Annotated in this window: 18 protein-coding genes; 8 read left to right on the top strand and 10 right to left on the bottom strand. The window is 68.6% G+C overall.

Annotated elements, in window-relative coordinates:
• Positions 1-42: 42 nt before the first annotated feature.
• Both B0920_RS16050 and B0920_RS16045 read right to left on the bottom strand, forming a co-directional pair.
• Positions 43-306: a hypothetical protein gene (locus tag B0920_RS16050; RefSeq protein ID WP_143745802.1), complete on the bottom strand. Its 264-nt coding sequence runs from the start codon at positions 304-306 to the stop codon at positions 43-45.
• Positions 307-380: 74 nt separating this feature from the next.
• Complete coding sequence (locus B0920_RS16045) at positions 381-1,205, bottom strand: ABC transporter substrate-binding protein (protein ID WP_229455671.1); 825 nt, start codon at positions 1,203-1,205, stop codon at positions 381-383.
• Positions 1,206-1,413: 208 nt separating this feature from the next.
• Here B0920_RS16045 and B0920_RS16040 point away from each other — a divergent pair, with 208 nt between their 5' ends.
• On the top strand, positions 1,414-4,731 hold the full coding sequence (locus B0920_RS16040) for an MHYT domain-containing protein (RefSeq protein WP_078033668.1): 3,318 nt from the start codon (positions 1,414-1,416) through the stop codon (positions 4,729-4,731).
• Positions 4,732-4,749: 18 nt separating this feature from the next.
• A complete protein-coding gene (locus tag B0920_RS16035; RefSeq protein ID WP_078033667.1) occupies positions 4,750-5,745 on the top strand; it encodes a two-component system response regulator in 996 nt (331 codons plus the stop codon).
• A gap of 396 nt (positions 5,746-6,141) precedes the next feature.
• On the opposite strand, the gene B0920_RS16030 is transcribed toward B0920_RS16035, so the two are convergent.
• The 5 genes from B0920_RS16030 to B0920_RS16010 form a co-directional block, all read right to left on the bottom strand.
• Entirely contained in the window at positions 6,142-7,287 is a 1,146-nt protein-coding gene (locus B0920_RS16030) for a glycosyltransferase family 4 protein (RefSeq protein WP_078033666.1), read from the bottom strand.
• A gap of 10 nt (positions 7,288-7,297) precedes the next feature.
• On the bottom strand, positions 7,298-8,398 hold the full coding sequence (locus B0920_RS16025) for a glycosyltransferase family 1 protein (protein WP_078033665.1): 1,101 nt from the start codon (positions 8,396-8,398) through the stop codon (positions 7,298-7,300).
• Positions 8,399-8,433: 35 nt separating this feature from the next.
• A complete protein-coding gene (locus B0920_RS16020; RefSeq protein WP_078034439.1) occupies positions 8,434-9,366 on the bottom strand; it encodes a GDP-mannose 4,6-dehydratase in 933 nt (310 codons plus the stop codon).
• 10 nt (positions 9,367-9,376) lie between these two features.
• Positions 9,377-10,420: a GDP-mannose 4,6-dehydratase gene (gene gmd / locus B0920_RS16015; protein ID WP_078033664.1), complete on the bottom strand. Its 1,044-nt coding sequence runs from the start codon at positions 10,418-10,420 to the stop codon at positions 9,377-9,379.
• 262 nt (positions 10,421-10,682) lie between these two features.
• Entirely contained in the window at positions 10,683-12,995 is a 2,313-nt protein-coding gene (locus tag B0920_RS16010) for an NADP-dependent malic enzyme (protein ID WP_078033663.1), read from the bottom strand.
• A gap of 231 nt (positions 12,996-13,226) precedes the next feature.
• On the opposite strand from B0920_RS16010, the gene thiL reads away from it, so the two are divergent.
• Complete coding sequence (thiL, locus tag B0920_RS16005; RefSeq protein ID WP_078033662.1) at positions 13,227-14,195, top strand: thiamine-phosphate kinase; 969 nt, start codon at positions 13,227-13,229, stop codon at positions 14,193-14,195.
• Between the two features lie 6 nt (positions 14,196-14,201).
• Here the strand turns inward: thiL and B0920_RS16000 are convergent, their stop codons facing one another.
• On the bottom strand, positions 14,202-16,796 hold the full coding sequence (locus B0920_RS16000) for an EAL domain-containing protein (RefSeq protein ID WP_078033661.1): 2,595 nt from the start codon (positions 16,794-16,796) through the stop codon (positions 14,202-14,204).
• Positions 16,793-18,826 (bottom strand): ATP-binding protein, encoded by a 2,034-nt coding sequence (locus tag B0920_RS15995; RefSeq protein WP_078033660.1) that lies wholly within the window; start codon positions 18,824-18,826, stop codon positions 16,793-16,795. The genes B0920_RS16000 and B0920_RS15995 overlap by 4 nt, the downstream gene beginning before the upstream one ends.
• A gap of 357 nt (positions 18,827-19,183) precedes the next feature.
• Between B0920_RS15995 and B0920_RS15990 the strand changes: the two genes are divergently transcribed.
• The 3 genes from B0920_RS15990 (at position 19,184) to B0920_RS15980 (ending at position 23,524) form a co-directional block, all read left to right on the top strand.
• Positions 19,184-19,666, top strand: a complete 483-nt coding sequence (locus B0920_RS15990; RefSeq protein WP_229455669.1) for a CinA family protein — start codon at positions 19,184-19,186, stop codon at positions 19,664-19,666.
• Between the two features lie 85 nt (positions 19,667-19,751).
• A complete protein-coding gene (locus B0920_RS15985; RefSeq protein WP_078033658.1) occupies positions 19,752-20,657 on the top strand; it encodes a metallophosphoesterase in 906 nt (301 codons plus the stop codon).
• Between the two features lie 26 nt (positions 20,658-20,683).
• Positions 20,684-23,524, top strand: a complete 2,841-nt coding sequence (locus B0920_RS15980; protein WP_078033657.1) for a pitrilysin family protein — start codon at positions 20,684-20,686, stop codon at positions 23,522-23,524.
• Between the two features lie 44 nt (positions 23,525-23,568).
• Here B0920_RS15980 and senA read toward each other — a convergent pair whose 3' ends face one another.
• Positions 23,569-24,708 (bottom strand): selenoneine synthase SenA, encoded by a 1,140-nt coding sequence (senA, locus tag B0920_RS15975; protein WP_179119196.1) that lies wholly within the window; start codon positions 24,706-24,708, stop codon positions 23,569-23,571.
• Positions 24,709-24,832: 124 nt separating this feature from the next.
• Here senA and B0920_RS15970 point away from each other — a divergent pair, with 124 nt between their 5' ends.
• Positions 24,833-25,174: a helix-turn-helix transcriptional regulator gene (locus tag B0920_RS15970; RefSeq protein WP_078033656.1), complete on the top strand. Its 342-nt coding sequence runs from the start codon at positions 24,833-24,835 to the stop codon at positions 25,172-25,174.
• A complete protein-coding gene (locus B0920_RS15965; RefSeq protein WP_078033655.1) occupies positions 25,171-26,193 on the top strand; it encodes a cation diffusion facilitator family transporter in 1,023 nt (340 codons plus the stop codon). The genes B0920_RS15970 and B0920_RS15965 overlap by 4 nt, the downstream gene beginning before the upstream one ends.
• Positions 26,194-26,264: the final 71 nt, after the last annotated feature.

Raw genomic sequence — 26,264 nt, 5'->3', positions numbered from 1 at the left:
GTATTAAGTTCAAAGAAAGTGGGATGTAGAAAGCGGCATCCCTCAATCGGGCGGAGTCCAGATGTCGTCGACGATCTCGGGCAAGAGAAACGCCGGCGCAGCGGCGAAGGCGTCCGCCGCAGGCAGGGCCCCGACGAGCACCTGCGCCGCTGGCGGCGCGAGCGGCGGCACCGCGCTGGCGCAGCCCATGTCCACGCACTGCACGATGCAGTCCTGTCCCGGGCAGCAGGCGTGCGCGCTGCGCTGGGCAGCGGCGGCCTGCGCCATCAGCGCAATGCTCAGTAACAGGACAAGAATGATTCGCATGCGACGATCATAGTGCATGTCAAAAGATGAAGGCTTAGGCCGGGCTGAATCTCCGTCCGGCATCGGCTTCGACCTTAGCGGCTCGCCGCCACCTTGCCCGCCCCCGCGCTGCGGTTCACGTAGGCGCGCTCGATGCGCCGCCCGGTGCCGTCGCGCGCGATCTCGGCGAAGGCTGCATTCAGGCGGTTCACCACCTCGTCCGGCACGCCCCGGTTGCAGGCGAGGTAGACCTCGATCCTGTTGAAGACGTAGACCGGCACGATCTGCTTGTCCCAGCCATGCTGTTCCAGCACCTTGCTGCCGCTGCGCAGGCTGGCGGCCCACAGGTCGATGCGGCCCAGCAGCAGCTTGCGCGGGTTGATCAGGTCGTTGGGAGCGGCGTCCACCTGGAGCCCGCGCTCGCGCAGGAAGTGGTCGCGCGCGTCGCCGTTGTAGGTGCCGATGCGCAGGCCGCGCGCCTCGTCCAGGCTGCCGATGCGCCACTGGCGGTCGGCGCGGCCCATCAGCACCCACTGGGCGCCGTCGGTCGGGCCCACCCACTTGAACAGCGGCTCGCGCTCGGGAGTGCGGGTGGTGGAGTAGACGCAGGTGTCGGAGCGCTGCAGCGCCGCCGTATAGGCGCGCTTCCAGGGCAGCAGCTCGATGCTGTAGGTGACGCCGGCGCGCAGCATGGCTTCGCGCACCTTGTCGGTGGCGATGCCGACCACGCGCCCCTTGTCGAGCATGCTGGACGGGGCCGAGGTTTCGGTGGTGATGTACAGGCGCGTTCCGGCATGGGCCGGTGCCGCAGCCGCAGCCTGCCGCGCGGTCTCTGGCGCAGCCTGCGGCGCCGCCTGGGCGATCGCCGCCATGACGCCAAAACTTGCCAGACAGACAGCAATGAAGTTCTTGTTCAGCATGCAATCCTGTCCGCTCGCCGCCCCTGCGGCGCTGAAACTAGCATAACAGCAAGGTGAAATTTCCCGCAACGCAGGCAGAAACGGTGGCGCGCCTGCGACAGTCCCGCCTTTGTAACGCACAGATTCCCAGTTTCAACAACAATTTCTGAAACGAAAATGCGATACTGCCGAGACCTCCCCCTGGACGGCGCAGCCGTCATTGCGCCCCATGTTGCAACTATTCTCAGTTCCCGCAGATCCTTCGCTGCTGACCTACGGCATGTACGAACCCAGTTTGGTCGTGCTGTCCGTGCTGGTCGCCATCTTTTCGTCCTGGATGGGCCTGCAGATCGCCGGCCAGGCTTCCAGCAGCCGGACCCACCGCACCATCGTGCTGGGCACCGGCAGCCTGGCGCTCGGCGCCGGGGTCTGGGCCATGCACTTCATCGGCATGCTGGCATTTAACCTGTGCACGCCGGTCGATTACGACGAACTGACCACCATCCTGTCCGCCCTGCCCAGTGTGGCGGCCTCCTTCGTCGCCCTGTCGCTGATCTCGCGCAAGCGCATCGGCCGCGGCACCCTGCTGGCCGGCGGCGTGCTGGTGGGCGCCGGCATCGGCGCCATGCATTATTCCGGCATGGCCGGCATGCGCATGAGCCTGAGCCTGCACTACGACCCGCTGATGTTCGGCCTGTCGATCGTGGTGGCGGTGGTGCTGGCCACGCTCGCCCTCGGGGTGCGCTTCGGCCTGTCGCGCTTCCAGTCGATGACGCAGGCGCGCCGCCTCCTGATCGCGGCCGTGGTGATGGGCTGCGCCATCGCCGGCATGCACTACACCGGCATGGCGGCGGCGCGCTTCGTCGGCAACGTCGATCCGAACGGCCAAGGCGGCAGCAACAGCACCTTCCTGGCACTGGCGATCTCGGTGATCACCGTCGCCTTCACCCTGTTCGTGCTGGCCGCCAACGGCCTGCTGCGCTACCGCCAGATGTTCCTCGACCTGTCGCGCAGCGAAGCCTGGATGCGCGCCCTGCTCACCACCACCGTCGACGGCGTGGTCACCATCGAGCGCGACGGCACCATCACCGAATTCAACGCCTCGGCCGAGCGCATCTTCGGCTGGCGCCGCGAAGAGATCGTGGGCCGCAACATCACCGCCCTGATCGCCGACACCGAGGCATCGGCCAGCGACGGCCTGCTCGGCATCCTGCGCCAGGGCAGCCTCGACAACTTCGAGCGCAGCAGCGAGGTGCTCGGGGTGCGCAAGGACGGCTCCCAGGTGCCGCTGCGGCGCGCGCTCGGCCACGCGCGCCTGGGCCATCAGGAGCTGTTCGTCTGCTTCATCACCGACATCAGCGAGCGCCGCGCGATGGAGCAGGCGCTGCGCGCCAGCGAGCAGCAGTTCCGCTCCCTGATCGGCAACATCCCGGGCATCTCCTTCCGCTGCACCGTCGAGGAAGGCTGGCCCATGGTCTTCATCAGCGACGCGGTCGAGCGCATCGTCGGCTATCCGGCGCGCGACTTCACGGGCGAGTCCCCGCGCCGCACCTTCGGACAGCTGATCCATGCGGCCGACCGCCTGCGCGTGAGCCAGGAGATCGACAGCGCGCTGGCCAGCAACCTGCACTACCTGATCGAATACCGCGTGCTGCACGCCGACGGCAGCGTGCGCTGGCTGTGGGAAAACGGCACCGCGGTGCGCGACGACGACGGCGTGATCCGCTGGCTGGACGGCGTGATCCTGGACATCACCGAGCGCCGCCAGATGGAAGAGGCGCTGCGCGAAGCCAAGGAGAAGGCCGAGCAGGCCGCCGCCGCGCGCGCCACCTTCGTGGCCAACATGAGCCACGAGATCCGCACCCCGATGAACTCGATCCTGGGCTTCACCGACGTGCTGCTGGACGGCCAGCTGAACGTCGAGCAGCGGCGTCACCTCGACACCATCCGCAGCGCCGGCAAGGCCCTGCTGCGCCTGCTGAACGAGATCCTCGACACCGCCAAGCTGGAGAAAGGCGCGGTCGAGCTGGAACAGAACGACTACAACCTGCTGTCGCTGATCGACGAGCTGTCCTCGACCCTGGCGGCGAACGCGCGCGCCAAGGGCCTGCACCTGGACATCCAGTACGACCCAGCCCTGCCGACCGGCCTGCGCGGCGACGAGCTGCGCATGCGCCAGGTGCTCACCAACCTGCTCGACAACGCGATCAAGTTCACCACCGAAGGCACGGTGGGCCTGAGCGTGCGCGCCGAGGGCGACCAGTTGTGCATCGCCGTGAGCGACACCGGCATCGGCATCGCCCCCGAGCGCCTGGACGCGATCTTCGATCCCTTCACCCAGGCCGACGCTTCGATGACGCGGCGCTTTGGCGGCACCGGCCTGGGCACCACCATCTGCAAGCAGCTGGTCGAGCTGATGGGCGGGCGCATCTGGGCGGAGAGCGAAGTCGGCAAGGGCACCACCTTCCACGTGCGGGTGCCGCTGGTGCTGGCGCGCTTTGCCCAGCAGGCGCCGCGCGTGCGCAGCGCCGCCGTGCTGCCGCCGCTGCGCGTGCTGGTGGCCGACGACGTGCCCCAGAACCTGGAGCTGATGCAGCTCCTGATGGCGCGCCGCGGCCACACCATGACGGCGGTCGGCGACGGCGCCGCCGTGGTCGAGCTGGCCAAGACCCACGACTTCGACCTGATCCTGATGGACTTCCAGATGCCCCAGATGGACGGCCTCTCGGCCACGCGCGCGATCCGCGCCCACGAGGCCGAGACCGGCCGGGCGCGGGTGCCGGTGATCGCGATGACGGCCAGCGTGCTGGCCGAGCACCGCAAGGCCAGCGTCGAGGCCGGGATGGATGGTTTCGCCAGCAAGCCGGTGGACTGGTTCGCGCTGTCGCACGAGATAGCGCGCGTGCTGGGCCTGGCCGCCCAGGCGCCCGACTCGCCCGCCGCCGGCATCCCGGTGCCGGCGCGCGAGGTGCTGAACCGGCGCTCCGGCCTGCATCGCTGGGGCGGCCAGGAAGACGCCTATCTCGAGGCGCTCGAACACTTCGCACGCCAGTACGCCCAGCTCGACCAGGCGCTGCGCCTGCACGCGGCTGGCGGCGAACACCCGGAGCTGCGCATGCTGGCGCACAAGGCGCGCGGCGTGGCCGCCAACGTCGGCCTGGAGCAGCTGGCCGACGCCCTCGGCCTGCTGGAGGGAGCGGCGAACGCGGTGCCGACCGACGAACGCAAGGCCGCCGAGGCACTCGAGGCCTCGGGCCAGGCCTTGCTGGCGGCGCTCGACGCGATCCGCGCCAGCGGCGTCCAGCCGGCCGCGCCGGCGCAGGCGCCGGCGGTGGACCTGGCGCGCGCGCGCCGCGCCGGCGGCGTGCTGCTGGCGGCCCTGCGCCGCGGCGCCCTCGACGACGGCGCCCTGGCCAGCCTGGCGTCGGCCCTGGCCGGCCACCCCCTCGCACCGCGCGTGGCCCAGGTGCGCACCGCCATCGGCGACTTCGATTTCGACCTCGCCCTCGAGCAGCTGGAAGCCGTGCTGGCCGCGCTCGGGGAATAGCCCTTCAGGACTACAGGCATGACCCAACCCAACACCCGGCCACTGATCCTGGCCGTCGACGACGAAGCCAGCAACCTGGCGCTGCTGCGCCAGATCCTGCAGGACCACTACCGCCTGCTGTTCGCCAAGGATGGCGCGCGCGCGCTCGAGCTGGCGCGCCAGGAGCAGCCCGACCTGATCCTGCTGGACGTGATGATGCCCGGGATGTCGGGCTACGAGACCTGCGCCGCGCTCAAGGCGCATCCGGCCACGGCCATGATTCCGGTGATCTTCGTGACCGCGCTGACCGAGACCGAGGACGAGCTGGAGGGCTTCGAAGCTGGCGCCGTGGACTACATCACCAAGCCGGTCAGCCCGCCGATCGTGCGCGCGCGGGTGCGCACCCATTTGTCGCTGGTGCGCACCGAGGAGCTGCGCGCCAGCCGCCTGGAGATCGTGCAGCGCCTCGGCCTGGCGGCAGAGTACAAGGACAACGAGACCGGCCTGCACGTGATCCGCATGAGCCACTTCTCTCGCGTGCTGGGCATCGCGGCAGGCATGACGGAAGATGAGGCGGACGACCTGCTGCACGCCGCGCCCATGCACGACGTGGGCAAGATCGGCATCCCCGACCGCGTGCTGCAGAAGCCGGGGCCGCTCGATCCGGACGAGTGGAAGATCATGCAGAGCCACGTGACGATCGGCGCCGAGATCATCGGCGAGCACGTCGGCGGCATGCTCGGGCTGGCGCGCAACATCGCCCTGACCCACCACGAGAAGTTCGACGGCAGCGGCTATCCGAACGGCCTGAAAGGGGAAGCGATCCCGCTCGAAGGCCGGATCTGCGCGATCGCCGACGTGTTCGACGCCCTGACCTCGGTGCGTCCCTACAAGAAGGCCTGGACCGAGAGCGACGCCATCGGTTTCCTGCGCGAGCAGCGCGGCAAGCACTTCGATCCGGTGCTGGTGGACCTGTTCATCGAGCAGATGCCGGCAATCCGGGAGATCCGTACGCGCTGGGCGGAGCAGGAATAAGCCCTCATGCCATTGCGTTAGCCGAAAGACCGTCGTTCCGGCGAAGGCCGGAACCTAAGTTCCTTTGCGCTGCCACGCACGCAAACTTGGGTTCCGGCCTTCGCCGGAACGACGTTGTTTGATGTCGCCGAGCGTTTCAGCATCTACGTTCCTGCTTCGCCGCCGCACACCAAACGTACTTCCCGAACGTTCTTCCTCAAACGTTCTTCTTAAACGTTCTTCCTCAAACGTTTTATTCCCAAACGTTCTTCTCAACGTTCGTCTCAAACGTCCGTCTCAAACGTTTGTCGCAAACGTTCTTCCCAAACGTTCTTCCCAATCGTTCTTCCCAAACGTTCTTCCCGAACGTTGTTCCCAAACGTAGTTCGCAACCCGGCACCCCTCGGCGCCGAGGCCTCAAGCCTGGGCGCGCGCCAGCTTCGGCGCGGCCGCCTGCGGCGCGAGTTCCTCGTACAGCGACAGATAGCTCGCCGCCATGGTCTCGGAGGTGAACAGCTCCTGATAGCGCATCTCGGCGCGCCGTCCCATCTGGCGCGCCAGCTCGGGGTTCTCCCACAGCGTGCGCATCGCGCCGCGCAGGGCCACCGGGTCGGACGGCGGCACCACCAGCCCGGTCTCGCCGTCGACGTTGATGTAGGTGGTGCCGGTGCCGATCTCGCAGGAGATCATGGGCTTGCCGTACATCGCCCCTTCCAGCAGCGAAATGCCGAAGGCTTCCGAGCGCAGGTGCGAGGGGAAGGCCAGCGCATAGCTGAGGGTGAGCAGGGCCACCTTGTCGGCGTCGTCCAGCGCGCCCAGGAACACCACGTTGTTCAGGCCCAGGCGCTGGGCCTGCTGCTTGAGCTCGGTCTCGATCGGGCCGGCGCCCACCACCACCACCGGATAGTCGGTGCCGGCCGCGGCTTCGAGCAGCACGTGCAGGCCCTTGTAGTAGCGCAGCACGCCCACGAACAGGAAGAAGCGCGGCCCGAGACGCGCGCGCCAGTGCGCGAGCCGTGCGGGCTCGGGCTGGGGATAGGTGCTCTTGTCCAGGCCGTAGGTGATGACGCGGGTCTTGTCCGGGTAGCGCGCCAGCACCGGCGACGAGGCCAGGTAGTTGGGCGAGGCGGCGACGATGGCGTCCACGCTGCGCAGGAAGCGGTGCTTGAGCGGCTGGTACAGGCGCAGCAGGTGGCGCTGGCGCACGATGTCGGAGTGGTAGCTGACCACGGTCGGCTTGTCCACGCGCGCCACGAAATGCGCCAGGTCCATGAAGGGCCAGGGGAAGTGGTAGTGCACCACGTCGGCCTCGCGCGCCATGCGCGTGAGCGCCCCCAGCGATTGCAGCGAGATGGCGTTGGAGGCGATCTCGGCGTTGAGCGGCACGCGGTGCACCATGTGGCCTTCGAACTCGAACGGCACCAGCTTGTCATGACGCGACAGCGACAGCACGGTGTTGGACACGCCCAGGCGGCCCGTGCCGACGCACAGCTGGCGGATCACCTGTTCGATGCCCCCCATCGAGTCGGGGTAGTACGTTTTGTAGAAGTGAAGGACACGCATGTTCAAAAGCTTACTGCGAAAGGACCGCACGGTACACCTGAGCGGTCAAGCGTGCGGTGGCTTGCCAGGTCAGTTGCCTGGCGCGCGCGCGGCCGAGGGCGATGCGGCGCGCACGTTCCTGGCCATCCTGGGCCAGGGTGCGCATCGCTTCCATGATCTGCCCGGCGTCGAGCGGGTCGGTTTCCAGCGCCGCCCCGCCCGCCACTTCGGGCAGGGAGCTGGCGTTCGAGGCCACCACCGGCACGCCGGCTGCGAAGGCTTCCACCACCGGGATTCCGAAGCCCTCGTACAGGGACGGAAAGACGAACACGCCGGCCCCGGCGTACACGTGGCGCAGGTCTTCCGGGTCGGCCAGGCCGTGCAGCCAGACGAGGTTCTCGCCGGCCGCCCGGGCCGCCTCGATGCGCGCCACCAGTTCCTCGCAGCGCCAGCCGGGGGCGCCCACGATCACCAGGGCGCGCTCGGCGCGCAGGTCGGCGGGCAGCATCAGCCAGGCGTCCAGCAGGCGCGCGATGTTCTTACGCGGCTGCAAGGTGCCGACGGTCAGGAAGTAGCCGGGCGCGAGGCCGTGGCGCGCCAGCGTCGCCGCCACCGCCTGGGCGTCGGGCGCCTCCAGCCACTCCTCGTCGACGCCGTTGGGCACCACCGAGATGCGGCGCGGGTCGACCCCGAAATGCTGCACCAGTTCGTCGATCGCGAAGTGCGAGACCGCGATCACGTGGTCGGCCTTGGCGATGGCCTTGCGCTGCAGCCAGTTCTTGGTGCGGCGCAGGCGCGGGCTGCACCACTCGGGATACTTGACCGGCAGCGCGTCGTGCAGGGTCGCCACCACCGGGCAGTCCATGCGCACGATGCGGTAGTCGGTCACGTGGAACAGGTCGGCCGGCATGTGGACCCGGTGCTGGACGGGCGTGAGCAGGTCGACCAGCGAGGCGTGTTCGAAGGATTGCGGCAGCGGCGTGCCGATGCTGATGCCGTCCGCGCCCTTGCGCGGGCGCGGCCAGGCGTAGGGTTGCACCTGGCAGCCGGCCTGCGGCAGGCGCCGCAGCAGTGCGCGGGTGTAGACGCCGATGCCGTCGAGGCGGCCGCCGGTCAGGCCGGGTTCGATCATGTTCGTTCCCAGTCCGACGGTGAGACCGCCCGCGTTCACGCCTCGTACATCCAGCGCAGCGTGTCGGACAGCGGCGTCGGATCGAGCTGGCCGATGGCGGCGGTCAGCTTGCTGTTGCTGCCGGAGAGCTGGAGCACGTCGTTGGCGCGCACGAAGGCCGGATTGACCTGCACGTCGATGTGGTAGCCGGCGATCTCGCTCATCATGTCGATCAGGTTGGCCAGCGAGTGCGAGGTGCCCGAGCAGACGTTGAAGGCTTCGCCGGCCGGCGCCACCGCCAGCAGGCGTCGGTAGCTGCGCGCCACCATGCGCACGTCGGAGAAGTCGCGCGCGATCGCCAGGTTGCCCAGCTCGATGCGCTTTTCGTGGCGGCGGAAGTGGGAGACGATCTTGGGCAGCAGAAAGTTCTCGGCCTGGCCCACGCCGCTGTAGTTGAACGGGCGCGCGATGGTGATCGGCAGCTTGTCCATCCAGAGGCGCGCCATGTATTCCATGGCCAGCTTGCTGACGGCGTAGTCGTTGGCCGGCGCCGGCGCCACGTTCTCGTCGATGACGGGCACGCTGGCGTTGCCGTAGATGTTGGCCGAGGACGCCAGCAGCACGCTGGTGGGACGGTGGCCGCCCGCGCTGAGCGCTTCGAGCAGGTTGCGGGTGCCGACCACGTTGACGCGGTAGATCATCTCGGCGTTGGCATGCGCCACGAAGGCGATGCCGGCCAGGTGGGCCACCACGTCGGGACGCACGCGCTCGACCATCTCGGCCACGGCGGCGCGGTCGAGCAGGTCGACCGCGTGGATGTCCGGGCCGAGCGGCTCGCCCGGCATCACGGTGCCGAACACACGGTAGCCGGCGGCGCTCAGCTCCTGCGCCAGGTAGTGGCCGGTGAAGCCGCGCAGGCCCGTGATGAGCGCGCGCCGGCCTTCGCCTTCCCGTCCCCCGATGAATGCGGGGATGTCGTCCGTGGCCATGCGTTCCATGTCAGAACGAGAAGCCCAGCTCGTTGCGACGCAGGTCGGCGTCGACCATCATCTGGCACAGCTCTTCGAGCGTGGTGGTCGGTTCCCAGCCCAGGTCGGCCTTGGCCTTGGACGGGTCGCCGATCAGCAGGTCGACTTCGGCCGGACGGTAGAACTTGGGCGAGATGCGCACCAGCTGCTTGCCGCTGCGGGCGCAGTGGCCGACTTCGTTTTCGCCGGTGCCGCTCCACTCGATCGCGATGTTGGCGCCCTTGAAGGCCATGGTCACGAAATCGCGCACGGTCTCGGTGCGGTTGGTCGCCAGCACGTAGGTGTCGGGATTGTCGGCCTGCAGGATGCGCCACATGCCTTCGACGTATTCCTTGGCATAGCCCCAGTCGCGCTTGGCGTCCAGGTTGCCCAGTTCCAGCACGTCCAGCTTGTTCAGCACGATCTTGGCCACCGAATCGGTGATCTTGCGGGTGACGAACTCGCGGCCGCGCAGCGGCGACTCGTGGTTGAACAGGATGCCCGAGGAGCCGAAGATGCCGTAGGACTCGCGGTAGTTGACCGTCATCCAGTGGGCGTAGAGCTTGGCCACGCCATACGGGCTGCGCGGGTAGAAGGGGGTGTCTTCCTTCTGCGGAATGGCCTGCACCTTGCCGAACATCTCGGAGGTCGAGGCCTGGTAGAAGCGGATCTTCGGGTTGACGATGCGGATGGCTTCCAGCAGGTTCACCGCGCCGATGCCGGTGATCGACGCGGTCGTCACCGGTTGTTCGAAGGAGACGCCGACGAAGCTCTGGGCGGCCAGGTTGTAGACCTCGTCCGGGCGCGCGCTCTCGATCAGGCGCAGGCTCGAGGACAGGTCGGTAAGGTCATATTCGACCAGCGCCAGGTTCGGGTGCGCGGCGATGCCGAGCTCCTCGATGCGCCAGAAGTTGACGGAGCTGGAACGGCGGAAGGTACCGGTGACGTGATAGCCTTTTTCCAGCAGCAGCTGGGCGAGGTAGGCGCCGTCCTGACCGGTAATGCCGGTGATCAGAGCTCGTTTGTTTGTCTGCATAGTGGTGGATTCTTAATGGCAATCTTGCGGACGCAAGATTTTGTGACAAGAGCGGATTGTAACAGAGCAGGCAGCGTGTTCCCTTTGCACGGTAGAAAATCGTGCAATAAAAGCAACACTCGAACGTCGAATTATGCCTTGAAAACGCTAGGGTAACCCATGCGCTTACCGTTTGTTACGCGTGTATTTGTAATATGACAAACGGTGACGAGTGGTGACAAATTCGCCTGACGCCACGCAATACGGCGTCAGGCGGAATGTGTTAGCGCTGCGAAACGGCGTCGACCACGGCCAGCGCGGTCATGTTGACCACGCGGCGGACGGTCGCCGAGGGGGTCAGGATGTGCACCGGTCGGGCGCAGCCGAGCAGCACCGGGCCGATCGCGATGCCGTTACCGGCGGCGCTCTTGACCAGGTTGTACGAGATGTTGGCGGCGTCGATGTTCGGCATCACCAGCAGGTTGGCGTCGCCCTTGAGGTTCGAGTGCGGCATGATCTTGGCGCGCACCTTGGCTTCGATGGCGGTGTCGCCGTGCATCTCGCCGTCGATTTCCAGGCCGGGCTTCTTCTGCTGCACCAGCGGCAGGACGGCGCGCATCTTCTGGGCCGACTCGCTGTTGGCGGTGCCGAAGTTCGAGTGCGACAGCAGGGCCGCGCGCGGGTACATGCCGAAGCGCTCCATCTCCTCGGCCGCCATGACCGTGATCTCGGCCAGTTCGGCCGCGCTCGGGTTCTCGTTGACGTGGGTGTCGACGATGGCCAGCTGGCGCTCCGGGGTGATCAGGAAGTTCATCGCCGCGTACACATTGCTGCCGGCGCGCTTGCCCAGCACCTGGTCGATGTAGTGCAGGTGCATCTGGGTGGTGCCGTAGGTGCCGCAGATCAGGCCGTCGGCATCGCCCTTGTGCACCATCATCGCGCCGATCAGGGTGTGGCGGCGGCGCATCTCGAGCTTGGCCATGTCGATGGTCACGCCCTTGCGCATGCCCATCTCGTAATAGGTCTGCCAGTAGTCGCGGTAGCGCTCGTCGAAGTCGGGGTTGATGACGTCGACGTTCTGGCCCAGCTTCAGGCGCAGGCCGAATTTCTCGATGCGCTTTTCCAGCACCGCCGGGCGGCCGACCAGGATCGGGTGGGCCAGCTTCTCGTCGATCACCACCTGCACCGCGCGCAGCACGCGCTCGTCCTCGCCCTCGGCGTAGACGATGCGCTTGAGTTCCGGCGGGGCGCTCTTGGCGATCTGGAACAGCGGCTTCATGAAGGTGCCGCTGCGGTAGACGAACTGCTGCAGGCTCTCGGCGTAGGCGGACAGGTCCTCGATCGGACGGCTGGCGACGCCGCCGTCCATCGCGGCCTTGGCCACGGCCGGGGCGATGTGGGTCAGCAGGCGCGGATCGAAAGGCATCGGGATCAGGTATTCCGGGCCGAAGGACAGGTTGCTGATGCCGTAGGCCGAGGCCACGATGTCCGACTGCTCGGCGTGGGCCAGGTCGGCGATCGCGTGCACCACCGCGATTTCCATTTCACGGGTGATGGTGGTCGCGCCGCAGTCCAGGGCGCCGCGGAACATGTAGGGGAAGCACAGGACGTTGTTGACCTGGTTCGGATAATCCGAACGACCGGTGGCGATGATGGCGTCGCTGCGCACCGCCTTGACCTCTTCCGGCAGGATCTCCGGGGTCGGGTTGGCCAGGGCCAGGATCAGCGGGTTCTTGGCCATCCTGGCCACCATGTCGGGCTTCAGGACGCCGCCGGCCGACAGGCCGAGGAAGATGTCGGCGTCGGGAATCACCTCGGCCAGCGAGCGGTGCGGGGTGTCCTGGGCGAAGCGCTCCTTGTCCGGATCCATCAGCTCGACGCGGCCCTTGTAGACCACGCCGGCCAGGTCGGTGACGTAGATGTTCTCGATCGGGAAGCCGAGGTCGACGATCAGGTCGAGGCAGGCCAGGGCGGCGGCGCCGGCGCCCGAGACCACCAGCTTGCACTCCTTGATGCTCTTGCCCACCACCTTGAGGCCGTTCAGGATGGCGGCGCCGACGATGATGGCGGTGCCGTGCTGGTCGTCGTGGAAGACCGGGATCTTCATGCGCTCGCGCAGCTTGCGCTCGATATAGAAGCACTCGGGAGCCTTGATGTCCTCGAGGTTCACGCCGCCGAAGGTCGGCTCGAGCGAGGCGATGATGTCGACCAGCTTGTCCGGGTCATTCTCGTTGATCTCGATGTCGAAGACGTCGATCGCGGCGAACTTCTTGAAGAGCACGCCCTTGCCTTCCATCACCGGCTTGGATGCCAGCGGGCCGATGTTGCCCAGGCCGAGCACGGCGGTGCCGTTCGAGATCACGGCGACCAGGTTGCCGCGCGCCGTGTATTTGAAGGAGTTGTTCGGGTCCTTGACGATTTCCTCGCAGGGAGCGGCGACGCCCGGCGAATACGCCAGGGCCAGGTCGCGCTGGTTCAGCAGGCCCTTGGTCGGGGTCACGCTGATCTTGCCGGGGCGGGGAATCTGGTGATATTCGAGCGCTGCAGCACGCAGTTGTTGACGCAATTCTTCTTTCTTGTCCGATGACGAGTCCATGCTGGGCAGCCTTCCTGATACTAGAGGGGAACCTCGAATTTTAGCAGACGAGATGTTGTCAAGGGCTACGTATTTTCAACAAGCCAATGCCTCATTTATAAGCAAGGCGAATAACTGTTGAGTATTTATTAGCAAAAGCGATTGAACGATCCTGTTTTGTGGATCGTTCGGTATCACATCAAGGATCGCAGCCCATCCCTTGGTCCAGGGTGCGGCTGTACAATCCGGGCCATGCTTTCCGAATTCGACCTCATCAAGCAGTACTTCCGGCGCGCCCGGCCCGGCCGCGCGGTGCTCGGCATCGGCGACGACTGCGCCCTGCTGGCGCCCACCCCGGGCATGCAGCTCGCGGTGTCGACCGACATGCTGGTCGAAGACCGCCATTTCTTCGCTGGCGCCGACCCGCGCATGCTGGGGCACAAGAGCCTGGCCGTGAACCTGTCCGACCTGGCGGCCATGGGCGCGCGGCCGCTCGGCTTCACCCTGGCGCTGGCCCTGCCTCAGGCCGATCCGGCCTGGCTGGAAGGCTTTTCCAGCGGCCTGTTCGCGCTGGCCGACGCCTGGGACTGCGAGCTGATCGGCGGGGACACGACCAAGGGCCCGCTCAACATCTGCATCACCGTGTTCGGCGAGCTGGCGCCGGGGCGCGCGCTGCGGCGCGACGCGGCGCGCGCCGGCGACGACATCTGGATCTCGGGCACGCTGGGCGATGCGCGGCTGGCCCTGGCCGGCTACTGGAAGGAAGTCGAACTCGACGCCGAGGCGCATGCGCAGGCGGCGCAGCGCATGCACCTGCCCTCCCCGCGCGTGGCGCTGGGGCTGGCCCTGGCGAAGCTGCCGGTGGCGCCCGCCGCGCTCGACATCTCGGACGGACTGGTGGGGGACCTGGGCCACATCCTGGCCGCTTCAAACGTGGGGGCGAGGCTGGACGTGGACGCGCTGCCGGCCGGGCCGGTGCTGGCGCGCCAGCCGCTCGCACTGCGGCGCCGCTTCACGGCGGCGGGCGGCGACGATTACGAGCTGTGCTTCACGGCGCCCGCGCTGTTGCGCGAGGCGGTGCTGGCGGCCGGGCGCGAGAGCGGGACGCCGGTCACGCGGGTCGGCAGGATCGAGGCCGAACCCGGCCTGCGCCTGGTGGACGCCGACGGCGCCGCGCTCGAGCTCGGGCTGCAGGGGTGGGACCACTTCGCCGGCGCGTAGAAGCTCCTAGGCCTGTTTCGCGTCGTCTTCGCGCGGCAGCTTGCGGTCGTCGTAGGGCCCATAGGTCAGCCAGTAATGGCGGAAGGCCTGCCGGATATTGTCGCGCAACTGGGCGTCGTTCCAGGGCTTGGTATAGAAACGGTAGATCGCCCCGCGGTTGATCGAATCGAGCACCGAATCCACCCCGGTGTAGCCCGACAGCATGATGCGCACCGTCTCGGGATACATCTCCTTCACCCGGCTCAGGAATTCCGTCCCGCTCATCACCGGCATGCGCTGGTCGCACACGATCACCTGCACCCGGTACAGGGCCAGCAGCTCGAAGCCCTCGGTCGGCGAAGCCGCCGTCAGCACCCGGTAGCCGTCGCGCCGGAACAGGCGGTGCAGCGCGGTCAGCACGTTGACGTCGTCGTCCACCACCAGCAGGGTCTGGACATTGTCCTCGGCCGCCGTCGGCTGCCCGCCGGGCTGGGCGCGGTTGTCGGTCACCAGCTCGGCCAGCTGCTCCGGCGGCAGCGCGCGCGAGAAGTGGAAGCCCTGGATCTCGTCGCAATGGTGACGCCGCAGGTAGGCCATCTGGGCCCGCGTCTCGACCCCTTCGGCGATCACCTGCATGTGCAGGCTGTGCGCCATGCTGATGATGGCCAGCGCGATCGCCGCGTCGTCGGGGCTGTGGATGATGTCGCGCACGAAGGCGATGTCGATCTTGAGCTTGTCGATCGGGAAGCGCTTCAGGTAGGCCAGCGAGGAATAGCCGGTGCCGAAATCGTCGATCGCGACCCGGATCCCGAGCTGCTTGAGGCGGGTCAGCACTTCGGTGGTGTGCTCGGCGTTGACCATCAGCGCGCTCTCGGTCAGCTCCAGCTCGAGCTGGCTCGGCTCCACCCCGTGGCGCTCCAGCGCGGCGCGCACCACGCCCTCCAGGTCGCCCTCGGCGAACTGGCGGCTCGACACGTTCACGCCCACCCGCACGTCGCGCACCCCGGCCGCGTTCCAGGCCGCCATCTGGCGGCAGGCCTCGTCGATGATCCACTCGCCCACCCGCACCACCAGCCCGGTCTCTTCCATCACCGGCACGAACTCGGCCGGGTAGACCAGGCCATAGCCCGGCCGGTGCCAGCGCAGCAGCGCCTCCACGCCCGAGATGCGGCCGGTGTTCAGCTCCAGCTTGGGCTGGTAATGCAGCACGAACTGCCGGCCTTCGAGGGCGCCGCGCAGCGCCAGCTCGAGGTCGAGGCGCGCCAGCACCTGGACGTTCATGCCGGCGGTGAAGAAGCGGTAGCCATCGCGTCCCGCCTCCTTGGCGCGCACCATGGCGGCGTCGGCGTACTTGACCAGCGCGCCGGGATCGGTGGTGTCGTCCGGGTACATGGCGATGCCGATACTGGCCGTGAGCGCCGCCTGCTGGCCGTGCAGGTCGAAGGGCGCGCGCAGGGTCTCGCGGATCTCGTTGGCCACGTTCACCGCTTCCTGCTGGTCGCGCTGCATGGTCAGGATCAGCGCGAACTCGTCGCCGCCCAGGCGCCCCACCAGCTCGCGCATCTTGACGCTGCGCACCAGGCGGGTCGAGAACTGGCGCAGCAGCTCGTCGCCGCGCGCCGTGCCGAGCGAATCGTTGATTACCTTGAAGCGGTCGAGCGTGATGCACATGACCGCCACCCGCCAGTTCTTGTCCTGGGCCAGCTCGATCGCCGAGCGCAGGTTCTCGAAGAACAGGGTGCGGTTCGGCAGGCCGGTCAGGGCGTCGTAGCTGGCCGCGTGACGCAGGCGCTCGGCCGCGTGCACGCGCTCGGTGATGTCGCGCACCACCGCGATCAGGAAGCGGCTGTTGCCCAGCTCCTGCAGCTTCCAGCTGATCTCGACCGGCACCGAGCCTTCGCCGCCGGCGCGCAGCAGTTCGGTCTCGACGATGTCGCCCTCGCGCCCGCCGTGCTCGCCCTTGCCCTCGCCCTCCCCCAGCATGCGCTCGAGCTGCTCGCGGCTGGCCAGGCCCAGCGCCACCGGATCGATCCGCATCAGGGCGTCGCGCGAGAAGCCCAGCATGCGGCAGGCGCCGTCCGAGACGTCGACCATCGCCATGCCGGCGGTGTCGATCAGGAAGATCGCGTCCGGCGTGGCGTCCATCGCGCCGCGAAAGCGCGCCAGCTCGGCGGTGCGCTCGCGCACCTCGCGCTCGAGCTGCGTGCCGTAGTCGCGCGACTCGCGGTGCAGCAGGCGCACTTCCAGCAGGTTGCGGATGCGGGTCATCACCTCCACGGTGTCGAAGGGCTTGCCGATGAAGTCGCGCGCCCCCGCTTCCAGCGCCGCCAGCTTCTTGTCCGGCTCGGCCGTCACCACCAGCACCGGCAGCCAGGAGTCGCTCTCCAGCGGCTTGAGCGCTTCCATCACGTCGAAGCCGTCCATGCCGGGCATGTGCAGGTCGAGGATGATGAGGTCGAAGCGGTGCTTCAGGTGCAGCGACACCACCTGGCGCGGGTCGTTGGTGCTGAACACGTTTTCGTAGCCGGTGGTCTTGAGCAGGTACTCGAGCAGCTGCACGTTCACCGGCTCGTCGTCGACGACCAGGATGCGCGCGCGCCGGATATCAAGCAGGGAGATCATCCATCTTTCCTTTCGGCCGCCGCCCCGCTTCTCTGCAGGCGCGCCAGCGTACTGTCGATCGCTTCGGTGAACTTGTCGATCTCGATCGGTTTGGTGAGATAGCGGTGGAAGCCCGCGGCCCGCCCGCGCTCGATGTCGCGCGGCATGGCGTTGGCGGTCAGGGCGATGACGGGGATGGCCGCGGTTTCGGGGTCGGCGCGCAGCTGGCGCAGGACTTCGATCCCGCTCATGCCGGGCAGGTTCAGGTCCATCAGGATGACCTCGGGGCGGTGCGCGCGCGCCAGCTGCAGGCCGAGGTGGCCGTCGGGCGCCGACAGCATGCGCAGGTCGGGCCGGAAGCGCACGATCTCTTCCACCAGGCGCAGGTTGGCCGGGTTGTCCTCGACGTAGAGCAGCAGGTGGGGCTCGCCCTCGCGCGCGGCGGGCGGGGCGGCGTGCGGCTGGTCCTCGACGCGCTCGGGCAGGGCCGACGCCAGCGGCGAGGTGGTGGCCAGCTCGATCCAGAACACGCTGCCCACGCCCGGGCTGCTGCTGACCCCGATGTCGCCGCCCATCAGCTCGACCAGGCGCTTGGTCACCACCAGGCCGATCCCGGTGCCCTCCTGGGCGCCGGCCTCCTGGCCCAGGCGGTTGAAGGGCTGAAACAGGCTGCCGACCTGCTCCGGGGTCAGGCCGTGCCCGGTGTCCTGCACCGACAGGCGCACCCGCGAGGGCGCGGTCTGCTCGCAGGTGACCACCACGGCGCCGGCCTCGCGGTTGTACTTGACGGCGTTGGACAGGAGGTTGAGCAGCACCTGCTTGAGGCGGGTGCGGTCGGCCAGCACCACCGCCCCGTCCACGTCAGGGAACAGCACCCTCACCCCGCGGCTGGCGGCGATCGGCTCGACCATCGAGCGGCACTCGGCCAGGGTGTCCCTGAGCGCCACCGGCTCCATCGACAGGGTCAGGGTGCCGGATTCCACCTTGGCCAGGTCGAGGATCTCGTTGATCAGGGTGAGCAGGTGGCGGCCGGCCTTGAGGATGTGGTTGGCGAATTCCTTCTTCTGCTCCAGGGTCGAAGGCAGGTTGTCGGAGGTCAGGATCTGGGCGAAGCCCAGGATCGCGTTGAGCGGGGTGCGCAGCTCGTGGCTCATCGACGACAGGAAGGCCGACTTGGCCTGGTTGGCGTTGCGCGCCGCTTCGATCGCGTTGGCCAGTTCGGCGTTGGCCAGGGCCAGCTGCAGGGTGCGCTCGTCGACACGGTGTTCGAGCTGCTCGTTCAGGCGCATCACTTCCTGCTGGGCGCGCGAGCGCTCCTGGGCTTCGCGCACGATGGCGCTGTTGGAATTCTCCAGCTCGCGGGTGCGCTGCTCGATCTCGGTCAGCATGGCGTTGAAGGAGTCGACCAGCTCGCCCGCCTCGTCCTCCGAGATGCGCGGCGCGCGGCGCGAATAGTCGCGCGTCTGGACCACTTCGTGGGCGGTCTCGGTGAGGGCCACCAGCGGCGCCGTCACCACCCGCCCGATGCGCTGCATCAGCAGCCAGACCACGGCCATGGCCAGCAGGGTCACCCCGACCCCGATCGCCAGGTAGTCGACGAAGCGGGTCAGCATGCCGCTCTCGGCGCGCAGCACCACGGTGCCCAGGGTGTCGCCGTTCTCGACGATGCGATGCTGGACCACCAGGTCGCCGTCGCCGCTGCGCACCGCGTCGAGGCTGAGACGGGTCGGGATCTGGCGCCCCTCCCCGGCCGCCGCGTAGGAGGCGAACAACTGGCCGCCGGCGTCGTAGATGGCGGCCGCGCGCACCAGCGGACGGGTGCGCAGCAGGGCCAGGTTCTCGTTGGCCAGGCGCGGGTCGTCGAAGGTCAGGGCGGCCGAGGTCATGTGCCCCACCAGCTCGGCCTGGGTGCTCATGTCGTTCACCAGCGTGCGGTGGTAGCTGCGCAGGTCATAGCCGATCACGATGGCGATCGAGACCAGGAGCGCGGCGAGGGTCGTCGCCATCACCACCGCCACCAGCTTTTTTCGGATCGAGCGCTGGCGGCTCATGCGTCCTCCACGGGGCGGCAAGGCACCGGCGCGTGCGGGCGGACGGCAGACGGCATCACGGCCGTGCCGGCCCCGGGTGGCGACGCGCGATCGATGCGTGCGGCATGTTCAGGTCCTACGGAAACGAAAAAAAGCGCCTTCCCAGGCACTCCAGGCAGGCGTTCCAGCATAGCAGCAGATTTAACAAACATGTCGCACGGAATATTTCTTCTATCTCAAGGGGCGCTGCACTGTAAACCGTCCAGCCCGCTTTGAGTAGCATATTATGAAATGTTGCCGTACCAAGAAGCCGCGGAGCGCGCTAGAATGAACCAACAGCGGACGCCCGTCCGCCGCCAGCACGCAAAGGAGCCTCACGTGACGAACGACATCATCGAACTTGCTACCCAGGTTGGACGCTCCCTCGAGGCCAAGCGGCTGCTGCTGGCCACGGCCGAATCGTGTACCGGCGGCGGGATCTCCTATGCCATCACCGAGATTCCCGGCTCGACCGGCTGGTTCGACTGCGGCTTCGTCACCTATTCCAACGCCTCCAAGACCGAGCTGCTGGAGGTGCCGGCGGCCCTGATCGCCCAGTTCGGCTCGGTCAGCGAGGAAGTGGCGGCGGCCATGGCCCAGGGCGCGGTCGCCAACAGCAATGCCGACGTGGCGGTGTCGACCACCGGCATCGCCGGCCCCACCGGCGCGGTGCCGGGCAAGCCGGTCGGCACGGTCTGCTTCGGCTGGTCGCGCGGCGCCACCACCTATACGGAGCGGCTGGTGTTCTCGGGCGACCGCCAGGCGGTGCGCGAACAGACCGTCGCGCACGCGCTGCGGGGGCTGCTGCGCTTCATCGAGTAATCCCAGACGGCGGATGGCGACGGCTACCCGGCCCCTGCCGCCCCTGCGGCGGCTCCGGCGCGCACTGGCCGCCCTGCCGCCTGTCATGACGCTCGCCCGGACGCCCGTCCCGGCTCTCGCGCTGGCGCTGATCCTGGTCTGTCTGGCGCCCGCCGCCACGGCGGCGGACCGCGGCCACACCGTCTATGCGGCCGGCGACATCGCCCGCTGCGCCCACCCCGACCCGCGCTGGTCGGGCGCGGCCGCCACCGCCGAGCTGGTCGAATGGGCGCTGCGCGCCGATCCCCGGGCCGTGGTGCTGACCCTGGGCGACCACACCTACCCGGTCGGCGCGGCGCGCGAGTTCGCGGAATGCTATGACCCCACCTGGGGCCGCTTTCGCGAGCGCACCTGGCCCAGCCCCGGCAACCACGAGTACGCCACGCCAGGGGCTGCCCCCTACTTCGCCTATTTCGGCGCGCGCGCCGGGCGCGGCTACTACAGCGTGCGCCTGGGCGGCTGGCTGCTGCTGTCCCTGAACAGCAACCTGCGCGGCGCCGAACACGCCGCCCAGCTGGACTGGCTGCGCGCCGAGCTGGCGGCCCAGCCGGCGCGCTGCACCCTGGCCTTCTGGCACCACCCGCTGTACACCTCCGGCGGCCACCGCGGGCCCGGGCGCATGCAGGATGCGTGGCGGATCCTGTATGATGCGGGCGCCGAACTGGTGCTGTCCGGGCACGACCACGACTACGAGCGCTTCGCGCCCCAGGACGCCGACGGCAGGCGCGATCCCGCGCGCGGCATCCGCCAGTTCGTGGTCGGCACCGGCGGCGCTTTCGCGACACCCTTCCTGAAACGGACCCCGCACAGCGAAGTACGCGACGCCAGCCATGACGGCGTGCTCGAGCTGCGCCTGCTCGACAACGGCTACGCCTGGCGCTTCCTGCCGGCCGACCCAGGCAAGCTGGCGCCCGGCGCGACGCCGGACCACGGACGCGCCGACTGCCATTAGAATCGATGCTTCACCCCGGAGAATTCATGAAATTGAGCAAGCTGCTGGCCCCCCTGCTGTGCGCCGGCCTGCACGCCGCCGCGCCCGATGGCGCCTGGGCCCAGCCGAGCAGCCCGGCCCCGCTGCCCGTGATCCAGTACGACAAATACACCCTGCCAAACGGCCTGCAGGTGATCCTGGTCGAGGACAAGCGCCTGCCGATCGCCGCGGTCAACCTGTGGTACCACGTCGGGCCGGCCAACGAGGCGCCCGGCCTGACCGGCTTCGCCCACCTGTTCGAGCACATGATGTTCGCGGCCACCCGGCACATTCCGCGCGGCCTGGCCGACCGCCTGCTGGAAGGCGCCGGCGCCACCGACAGCAACGGCAGCACCGACTACGACGCCACCAACTACTACGACACGGTGCCCTCCAACCAGCTCGAGCTGGCGCTGTGGGTGCATGCGGACCGCATGGGCTACCTGCTCGACGTGCTCGACCAGAAGGCCCTCAGCAACCAGCAGGACGTGGTGCGCAACGAGCGCCGCGAAAGCGTCGAGAACGAGCCCTATGGCGTGGTCGAGGAAGCCCTGGCCCACGCCCTCTTCCCCAAGGGCCACCCCTACTACGCCTCGATCATCGGTTCGCACGCCGACATCCAGAGCGCGCGCCTGGAAGACGTGCGCCAGTTCTTCATGCGCTACTACGGCCCGAACAACGCCAGCCTGGTGATCGCCGGCGACATCGACAAGGCGAAGACGCGGGCCCTGGTGGAGCGCTACTTCGGCAGCTTGCGCCCCAGCGAGCCGGTGGCGCGCCCGAAGGTGGTCACGCCGCCGATCACCAGCGAACGCCGGGTCGAGGTGGCAGACCGCATCGAGCTGCCGCGCGTGTACATGGGCTGGCTCACGCCCCCGGCCTACCAGGACGGCGACATCGAACTGGCGGTGGCGGCCCAGATCCTTGCGGGCGGCAAGTCGAGCCGCCTGTACAAGACCCTGGTCTACGAGCGCCAGATCGCCCAGGACGTGGACGCGGCCCAGAATTCCTACGCCCTCACCTCGACCTTCGAGATCGACGTCACCGCGCGCGCCGGCCACAGCGCGCGCGAGCTGGAGCAGGCGGTCGACGCCGAGCTGGCCCAGCTGCGCGAGCACGGCCCCTCTGAGCGCGAGGTGGAGCGCGCCCGCAACAGCATCGAGACCGCCCTGCTGTCTTCGATCGAAAAACTGGGCGGCGACGGACTGGCCGACCAGATCAACCACTACAACCAGTACACCGGCGACCCCGGCTACCTGCCCAAGGACATCGCGCGCCTGCGCCGGGTCGACGCGGCGGCCGTGCAGCGCGCGGTGCGCACCTGGCTGCAGCCGAACGCGCGCGCGGTGGTGACGGCGGTGCCGGGCGAGCCGGTCATCCAGGACCCGCCCGCGCCCAAGGCGTCCAAGGCGCCGAAGACCGCGAGCGCCAAGGCCGGCGCCGGCATCAATCCGGACGAAGCCTGGCGCGCGACGCCGCCCAAGGCCGGGCCGGCGCCCAGCTTCACCCTGCCGCAAGGGAAAAGCTTCAAGCTCGCGAACGGCCTCACCGTGATCCACCACTACAACCCGGCCCTGCCCATGGTCTCGGCCCAGCTGGTGGTGAAAAGCGGCAGCGCGGCCAACCCCGACCAGCTTCCCGGCCTGGCCGGATTCACCGCCCAGATGCTGGAAGAAGGCACCAGCACGCGCAGCTCCCTCCAGATCGCCGACGAACTGGCGCAACTGGGCGCCTACCTGGACGCCGGCAGCTATGCCGACGCCTCCAGCGTCTCGCTGGTGGCCCTGCGCTCGACCTTCGCGCAGGCGCTCGAGATCATGGCCGACGTAGTGCAGCGCCCTTCCTTCCCGGCCGCCGAGGTCGAGCGCCAGCGCGCCGACCGGCTGGGTGAATTGATCCAGCAGCGCGACGATCCCGAGACCGTGGCCGCTGTGGCCGCCGCCGGGGCCCTGTATGGCGCGCGCCATGCGAAAGGCTACGGCCAGCTCGGCACGGAGGCGGCGATCCGCGCCACCACGCGCGCCGACCTGGAGGCGTTCTGGCGCCGCCACTACCTGCCCGCAAACGCGGCGCTGGTGGTGACGGGCCATATCACCGAAGATGAGCTCAAGGCGCTGGCCGAAGCGCGCTTCGGCGCCTGGCAGGGCGGCCTGGCCCCGGCGCCCGCCGACCAGGCGCCGGCCGGCACGGGGGCGCGCCTGGTGCTGGTCGACCAGCCCGGCGCGGTGCAGACGGCGCTGCGCGTGACCCGCCTCGCGGTCGATCGCGCCACGCCCGACTATGCGGCCCTGCAGGTGCTGAACGGCGCGCTGGGCGGCATGTTCTCCAGCCGCCTCAACACCAACCTGCGCGAGACCAAGGGCTACACCTATGGCGTGTATTCGGGCTTCCGCTACGACCGCACGCCGGGTCCTTTCATCGTCGCCGGCAGCTTCCGGCGCGACGCCACCGGCGCCTCGGTGCGCGAGATCCTGCGCGAGCTCGAAGCGCTGCGCGCCCAGCCCCTGCCGCCGGACGAACTGGCGGCGGCGCGCGACGCCCAGGTGCTGTCCCTGCCCGGCCAGTTCGACACCAATGCCGACATCGGCGCCAGCCTGGCCGACCTGTTCGTCTATGGCCTGCCGCTCGACTGGTATGCCGGACTGCCGCAGCGCTTCGCCCAGGTGGACGCGGCCAGGGTGCAGGCGCTGGCCGGCAGCCTGCTCGACCCCGCGCGGATGCTGGTGGTGGCGGTGGGCGACAGGAAGCGCATCCTGCCCCAGCTCAAGCCGCTCGGGCTGGGCGAGCCGGAAGTGCGCGACAGCGACGGCCAGCTCAAGGCCAAGGCGGCTCCGCGCAAGCGGCGCTGAAGGCCGCTTCCGCGTCCACGTTCGCGTTCGCGTCCGCGTCCGCGTCAGGCGCAGGTGCGAAAGCCGACGAAGATGTCGCTGCGCTGCGGCGCGTAGAAGTTGCGGAAGGCCGGCGAGCGCAGGCGCGCCGGGGTGGCGAAGGACGCGCCCTTGAGGGTCTGGTGGCTGCCGAAGTAAGGCGCCGAATACTCGCGGTAAGGGTCGGCCATGAAACCCTCGAAGGGCAGGAAGGGCGAGGCGGTCCACTCCCACAACTGGCCCCAGCGGAAGTCCGGGTTGCCGGACTGCGCGGCCATCACCCATTCGGCTTCCAGCGGCAGCCGCCGGCCGGCCCAGGCGCAATAGGCCTGGGCCTGGGGCAGGCTGACGTGGCGCACCGGTTCGTCCGGGTCCAGCGCTTCCATCCGGCCGAAGCGCGGCGCCTGCCAGCCATGCGGGCCGCGCTCCCAGCCCTGCGGCGCCATGCCGCCTGACTCCACGAAGCGCAGGTACTGCGCATTCGTCACCAGCCCGGCGTCGATGCTGAAGGGCGCCAGCTTGCGCGCATGCGCCCATTTTTCGTTATCGAACACGAAACCGGCCTCCGGCCGGCTGCCCAGGATCACGCTGCAGCCGGAGAAGTGCAACTCGCCGCCAGGCGGCCGCGCTGGCGCGCGCGGACGGTTGGGCCAGTCGAGCCCCAGGGTTTGCAGGGTGTAGGCGAAAGCTTCGCCGTGCATGTCCTCGTGGGCCAGGCACAGGCGGTAGAAATACAGCGCCCCGTCCCCGGCCGGCTCGCGCGCCAGCCTGGCCAGCACGCCGTCCAGCACCGCCCTGGCGTAGGCCTTCACTTCCTGGGTGGGCGGCAGCGGCAGGCTCCAGCGCGTGTCGTGGTGAACCTGGTTGGAATCGAACCAGGCGTCGCTGCCTGCCAGCATGGAAGGCTGCTGCGCCGCGCCGGGCTCGCTCGAACGTGCGCCGCGCAGCAGGTACCACTCGGCGAACCAGGCAAGATGCCCCAGCTCCCACAGCGGCGGGTTCACGATCGGCAGCAGGGGCACGCGCGCAATGTCGTCCAGGCCGGCGGCCATGTAAAGATCGAACAGCGCCAGCGTGCGGGCGCGCGCATCTTCCAGCGCCGCCGCCAGGGCTTGCGGGCCGGCGCTGCGGAAGGACGCTTCGGTGGTGGCATCAATGGGATTCATACGGGGATTATCGAACCGCACCGGCGAAAAACCAACACGCTCTTCCTTTTGCCAGAGCCGGCGCTTGCCGAGCTCGCGTCTTTGATCTAACATGTGAACAAATCTTCATATGTTGAATACGACCATGCACCCCGAACCCGACAGCACCGGCCTGGCGGAAGCACCGTCTGCCGAAGCGATCGACCAGTTGGCCGACCTGTTCCACCTGCTGGGCGACCCGACCCGCCTGCGCATCGTGCTGGCTTGCCTCGCGCAGCCGACGGCGGTGGGCGACATCGCGGCTCTGCTCGACCTGTCCAGTTCCCTGGTCAGCCACCACCTGCGCCTGCTGCGCGCCGCCCGCATCGTGAAAGCCGAGCGCCAGGGCAAGCAGGTTTTCTATGCCGCCGCCGACGCCCACATCAGCGGCCTGCTCATCAATATGTTCGAGCACATCGCCGAACCCGCCACCGGACTCGAAGCATGACCCATCACCATCACGGGCACTCCCACCAGCACGGCCACGACCATCAGCACGATCATCATCACGATCACGGGCACGGGCATGGGCATGGGCATGGGCACGGACATCATCACGGCCTCGGCCATCACCACCACCACCTCCCGGCGCCGGGGACGAATGGCCGCGCCTTCGCGCTGGCGATCGCGGTCAACATCCTGTTCGTGGCGATCGAATTCGTCTACGGCTTCATCGCCCACTCGACCGCGCTGATGGCCGACGCCGGCCATAACCTGTCGGACGTGCTCGGCCTGATGCTGGCCTGGGGCGCGGCGGTACTGACCAAGAGCGCGCCCAAGGGCCGCTACACCTACGGCCTGCGCGGCTCGACCATCCTGGCGGCCCTGGGCAACGCCGTGCTGCTGCTGGTGGCCTGCGGCGCCATCGCCTGGGAGGCGGTGCAGCGCTTCACCGAGCCGGCCCCGGTGGTGGGCGCGACGGTGTCGATCGTCGCGGCGATCGGGGTGCTGATCAACGGCTTCTCGGCCTGGCTGTTCATGAAAGGCGCGAAGGACGACCTCAACGTGCGCGGGGCCTACCTGCACATGGCGGCCGACGCGGCGCTGTCGCTGGGCGTGGTGGTGTCGGGACTGGCGATCCTGGCCACCGGCTGGACCTGGATCGACCCGGCGGTGAGCCTGGTGATCGTGGTGGTCATCGTGGCGGGCACCTGGTCGCTGCTGCGCGAATCGGTGCAGCTGTCGATGGCGGCGGTGCCGCCGTCGGTGGACGCGGGCAAGGTGTCGGCCTTCCTGTCGGAGTGGGCCGGTGTGAACGAGGTGCATGACCTGCACATCTGGGCGCTGAGCACGACCGAGACGGCGCTGACCGCCCACCTGGTGATGCCGGAAGGGTATCCGGGGGATGCGGTGCTCGACGATATCGTGGCGCGATTGCGCGAGGACTTCGGGATCCATCACTGCACGCTGCAGGTGGAGGAAGGGACGACGCATCACCATTGCGCTTTGAAGGCGCATGCGCATTGAGGGTTGCGGGGTGAGGTGATGCTCTGGTGGTAGGTTGAGGCACTTGGGTCCCGGCCTGCGCCGGGACGACG

The organism is Massilia sp. KIM, from assembly GCF_002007115.1.
Classification (GTDB): domain Bacteria; phylum Pseudomonadota; class Gammaproteobacteria; order Burkholderiales; family Burkholderiaceae_D; genus Telluria.
This window is presented reverse-complemented; position numbering and strand designations above follow the sequence as displayed.

What these genes read in the sequence shown, in the direction of transcription:
- B0920_RS16050 (WP_143745802.1), bottom strand. Translation starts at nt 306, where the DNA reads ATGCGAATCATTCTTGTCCTGTTACTGAGCATTGCGCTGATGGCGCAG.
- B0920_RS16045 (WP_229455671.1), bottom strand. Translation starts at nt 1,205, where the DNA reads ATGCTGAACAAGAACTTCATTGCTGTCTGTCTGGCAAGTTTTGGCGTC.
- B0920_RS16040 (WP_078033668.1), top strand. Translation starts at nt 1,414, where the DNA reads ATGTTGCAACTATTCTCAGTTCCCGCAGATCCTTCGCTGCTGACCTAC.
- B0920_RS16035 (WP_078033667.1), top strand. Translation starts at nt 4,750, where the DNA reads ATGACCCAACCCAACACCCGGCCACTGATCCTGGCCGTCGACGACGAA.
- B0920_RS16030 (WP_078033666.1), bottom strand. Translation starts at nt 7,287, where the DNA reads ATGCGTGTCCTTCACTTCTACAAAACGTACTACCCCGACTCGATGGGG.
- B0920_RS16025 (WP_078033665.1), bottom strand. Translation starts at nt 8,398, where the DNA reads ATGATCGAACCCGGCCTGACCGGCGGCCGCCTCGACGGCATCGGCGTC.
- B0920_RS16020 (WP_078034439.1), bottom strand. Translation starts at nt 9,366, where the DNA reads ATGGCCACGGACGACATCCCCGCATTCATCGGGGGACGGGAAGGCGAA.
- gmd (WP_078033664.1), bottom strand. Translation starts at nt 10,420, where the DNA reads ATGCAGACAAACAAACGAGCTCTGATCACCGGCATTACCGGTCAGGAC.
- B0920_RS16010 (WP_078033663.1), bottom strand. Translation starts at nt 12,995, where the DNA reads ATGGACTCGTCATCGGACAAGAAAGAAGAATTGCGTCAACAACTGCGT.
- thiL (WP_078033662.1), top strand. Translation starts at nt 13,227, where the DNA reads ATGCTTTCCGAATTCGACCTCATCAAGCAGTACTTCCGGCGCGCCCGG.
- B0920_RS16000 (WP_078033661.1), bottom strand. Translation starts at nt 16,796, where the DNA reads ATGATCTCCCTGCTTGATATCCGGCGCGCGCGCATCCTGGTCGTCGAC.
- B0920_RS15995 (WP_078033660.1), bottom strand. Translation starts at nt 18,826, where the DNA reads ATGAGCCGCCAGCGCTCGATCCGAAAAAAGCTGGTGGCGGTGGTGATG.
- B0920_RS15985 (WP_078033658.1), top strand. Translation starts at nt 19,752, where the DNA reads ATGACGCTCGCCCGGACGCCCGTCCCGGCTCTCGCGCTGGCGCTGATC.
- B0920_RS15980 (WP_078033657.1), top strand. Translation starts at nt 20,684, where the DNA reads ATGAAATTGAGCAAGCTGCTGGCCCCCCTGCTGTGCGCCGGCCTGCAC.
- senA (WP_179119196.1), bottom strand. Translation starts at nt 24,708, where the DNA reads ATGAATCCCATTGATGCCACCACCGAAGCGTCCTTCCGCAGCGCCGGC.
- B0920_RS15970 (WP_078033656.1), top strand. Translation starts at nt 24,833, where the DNA reads ATGCACCCCGAACCCGACAGCACCGGCCTGGCGGAAGCACCGTCTGCC.
- B0920_RS15965 (WP_078033655.1), top strand. Translation starts at nt 25,171, where the DNA reads ATGACCCATCACCATCACGGGCACTCCCACCAGCACGGCCACGACCAT.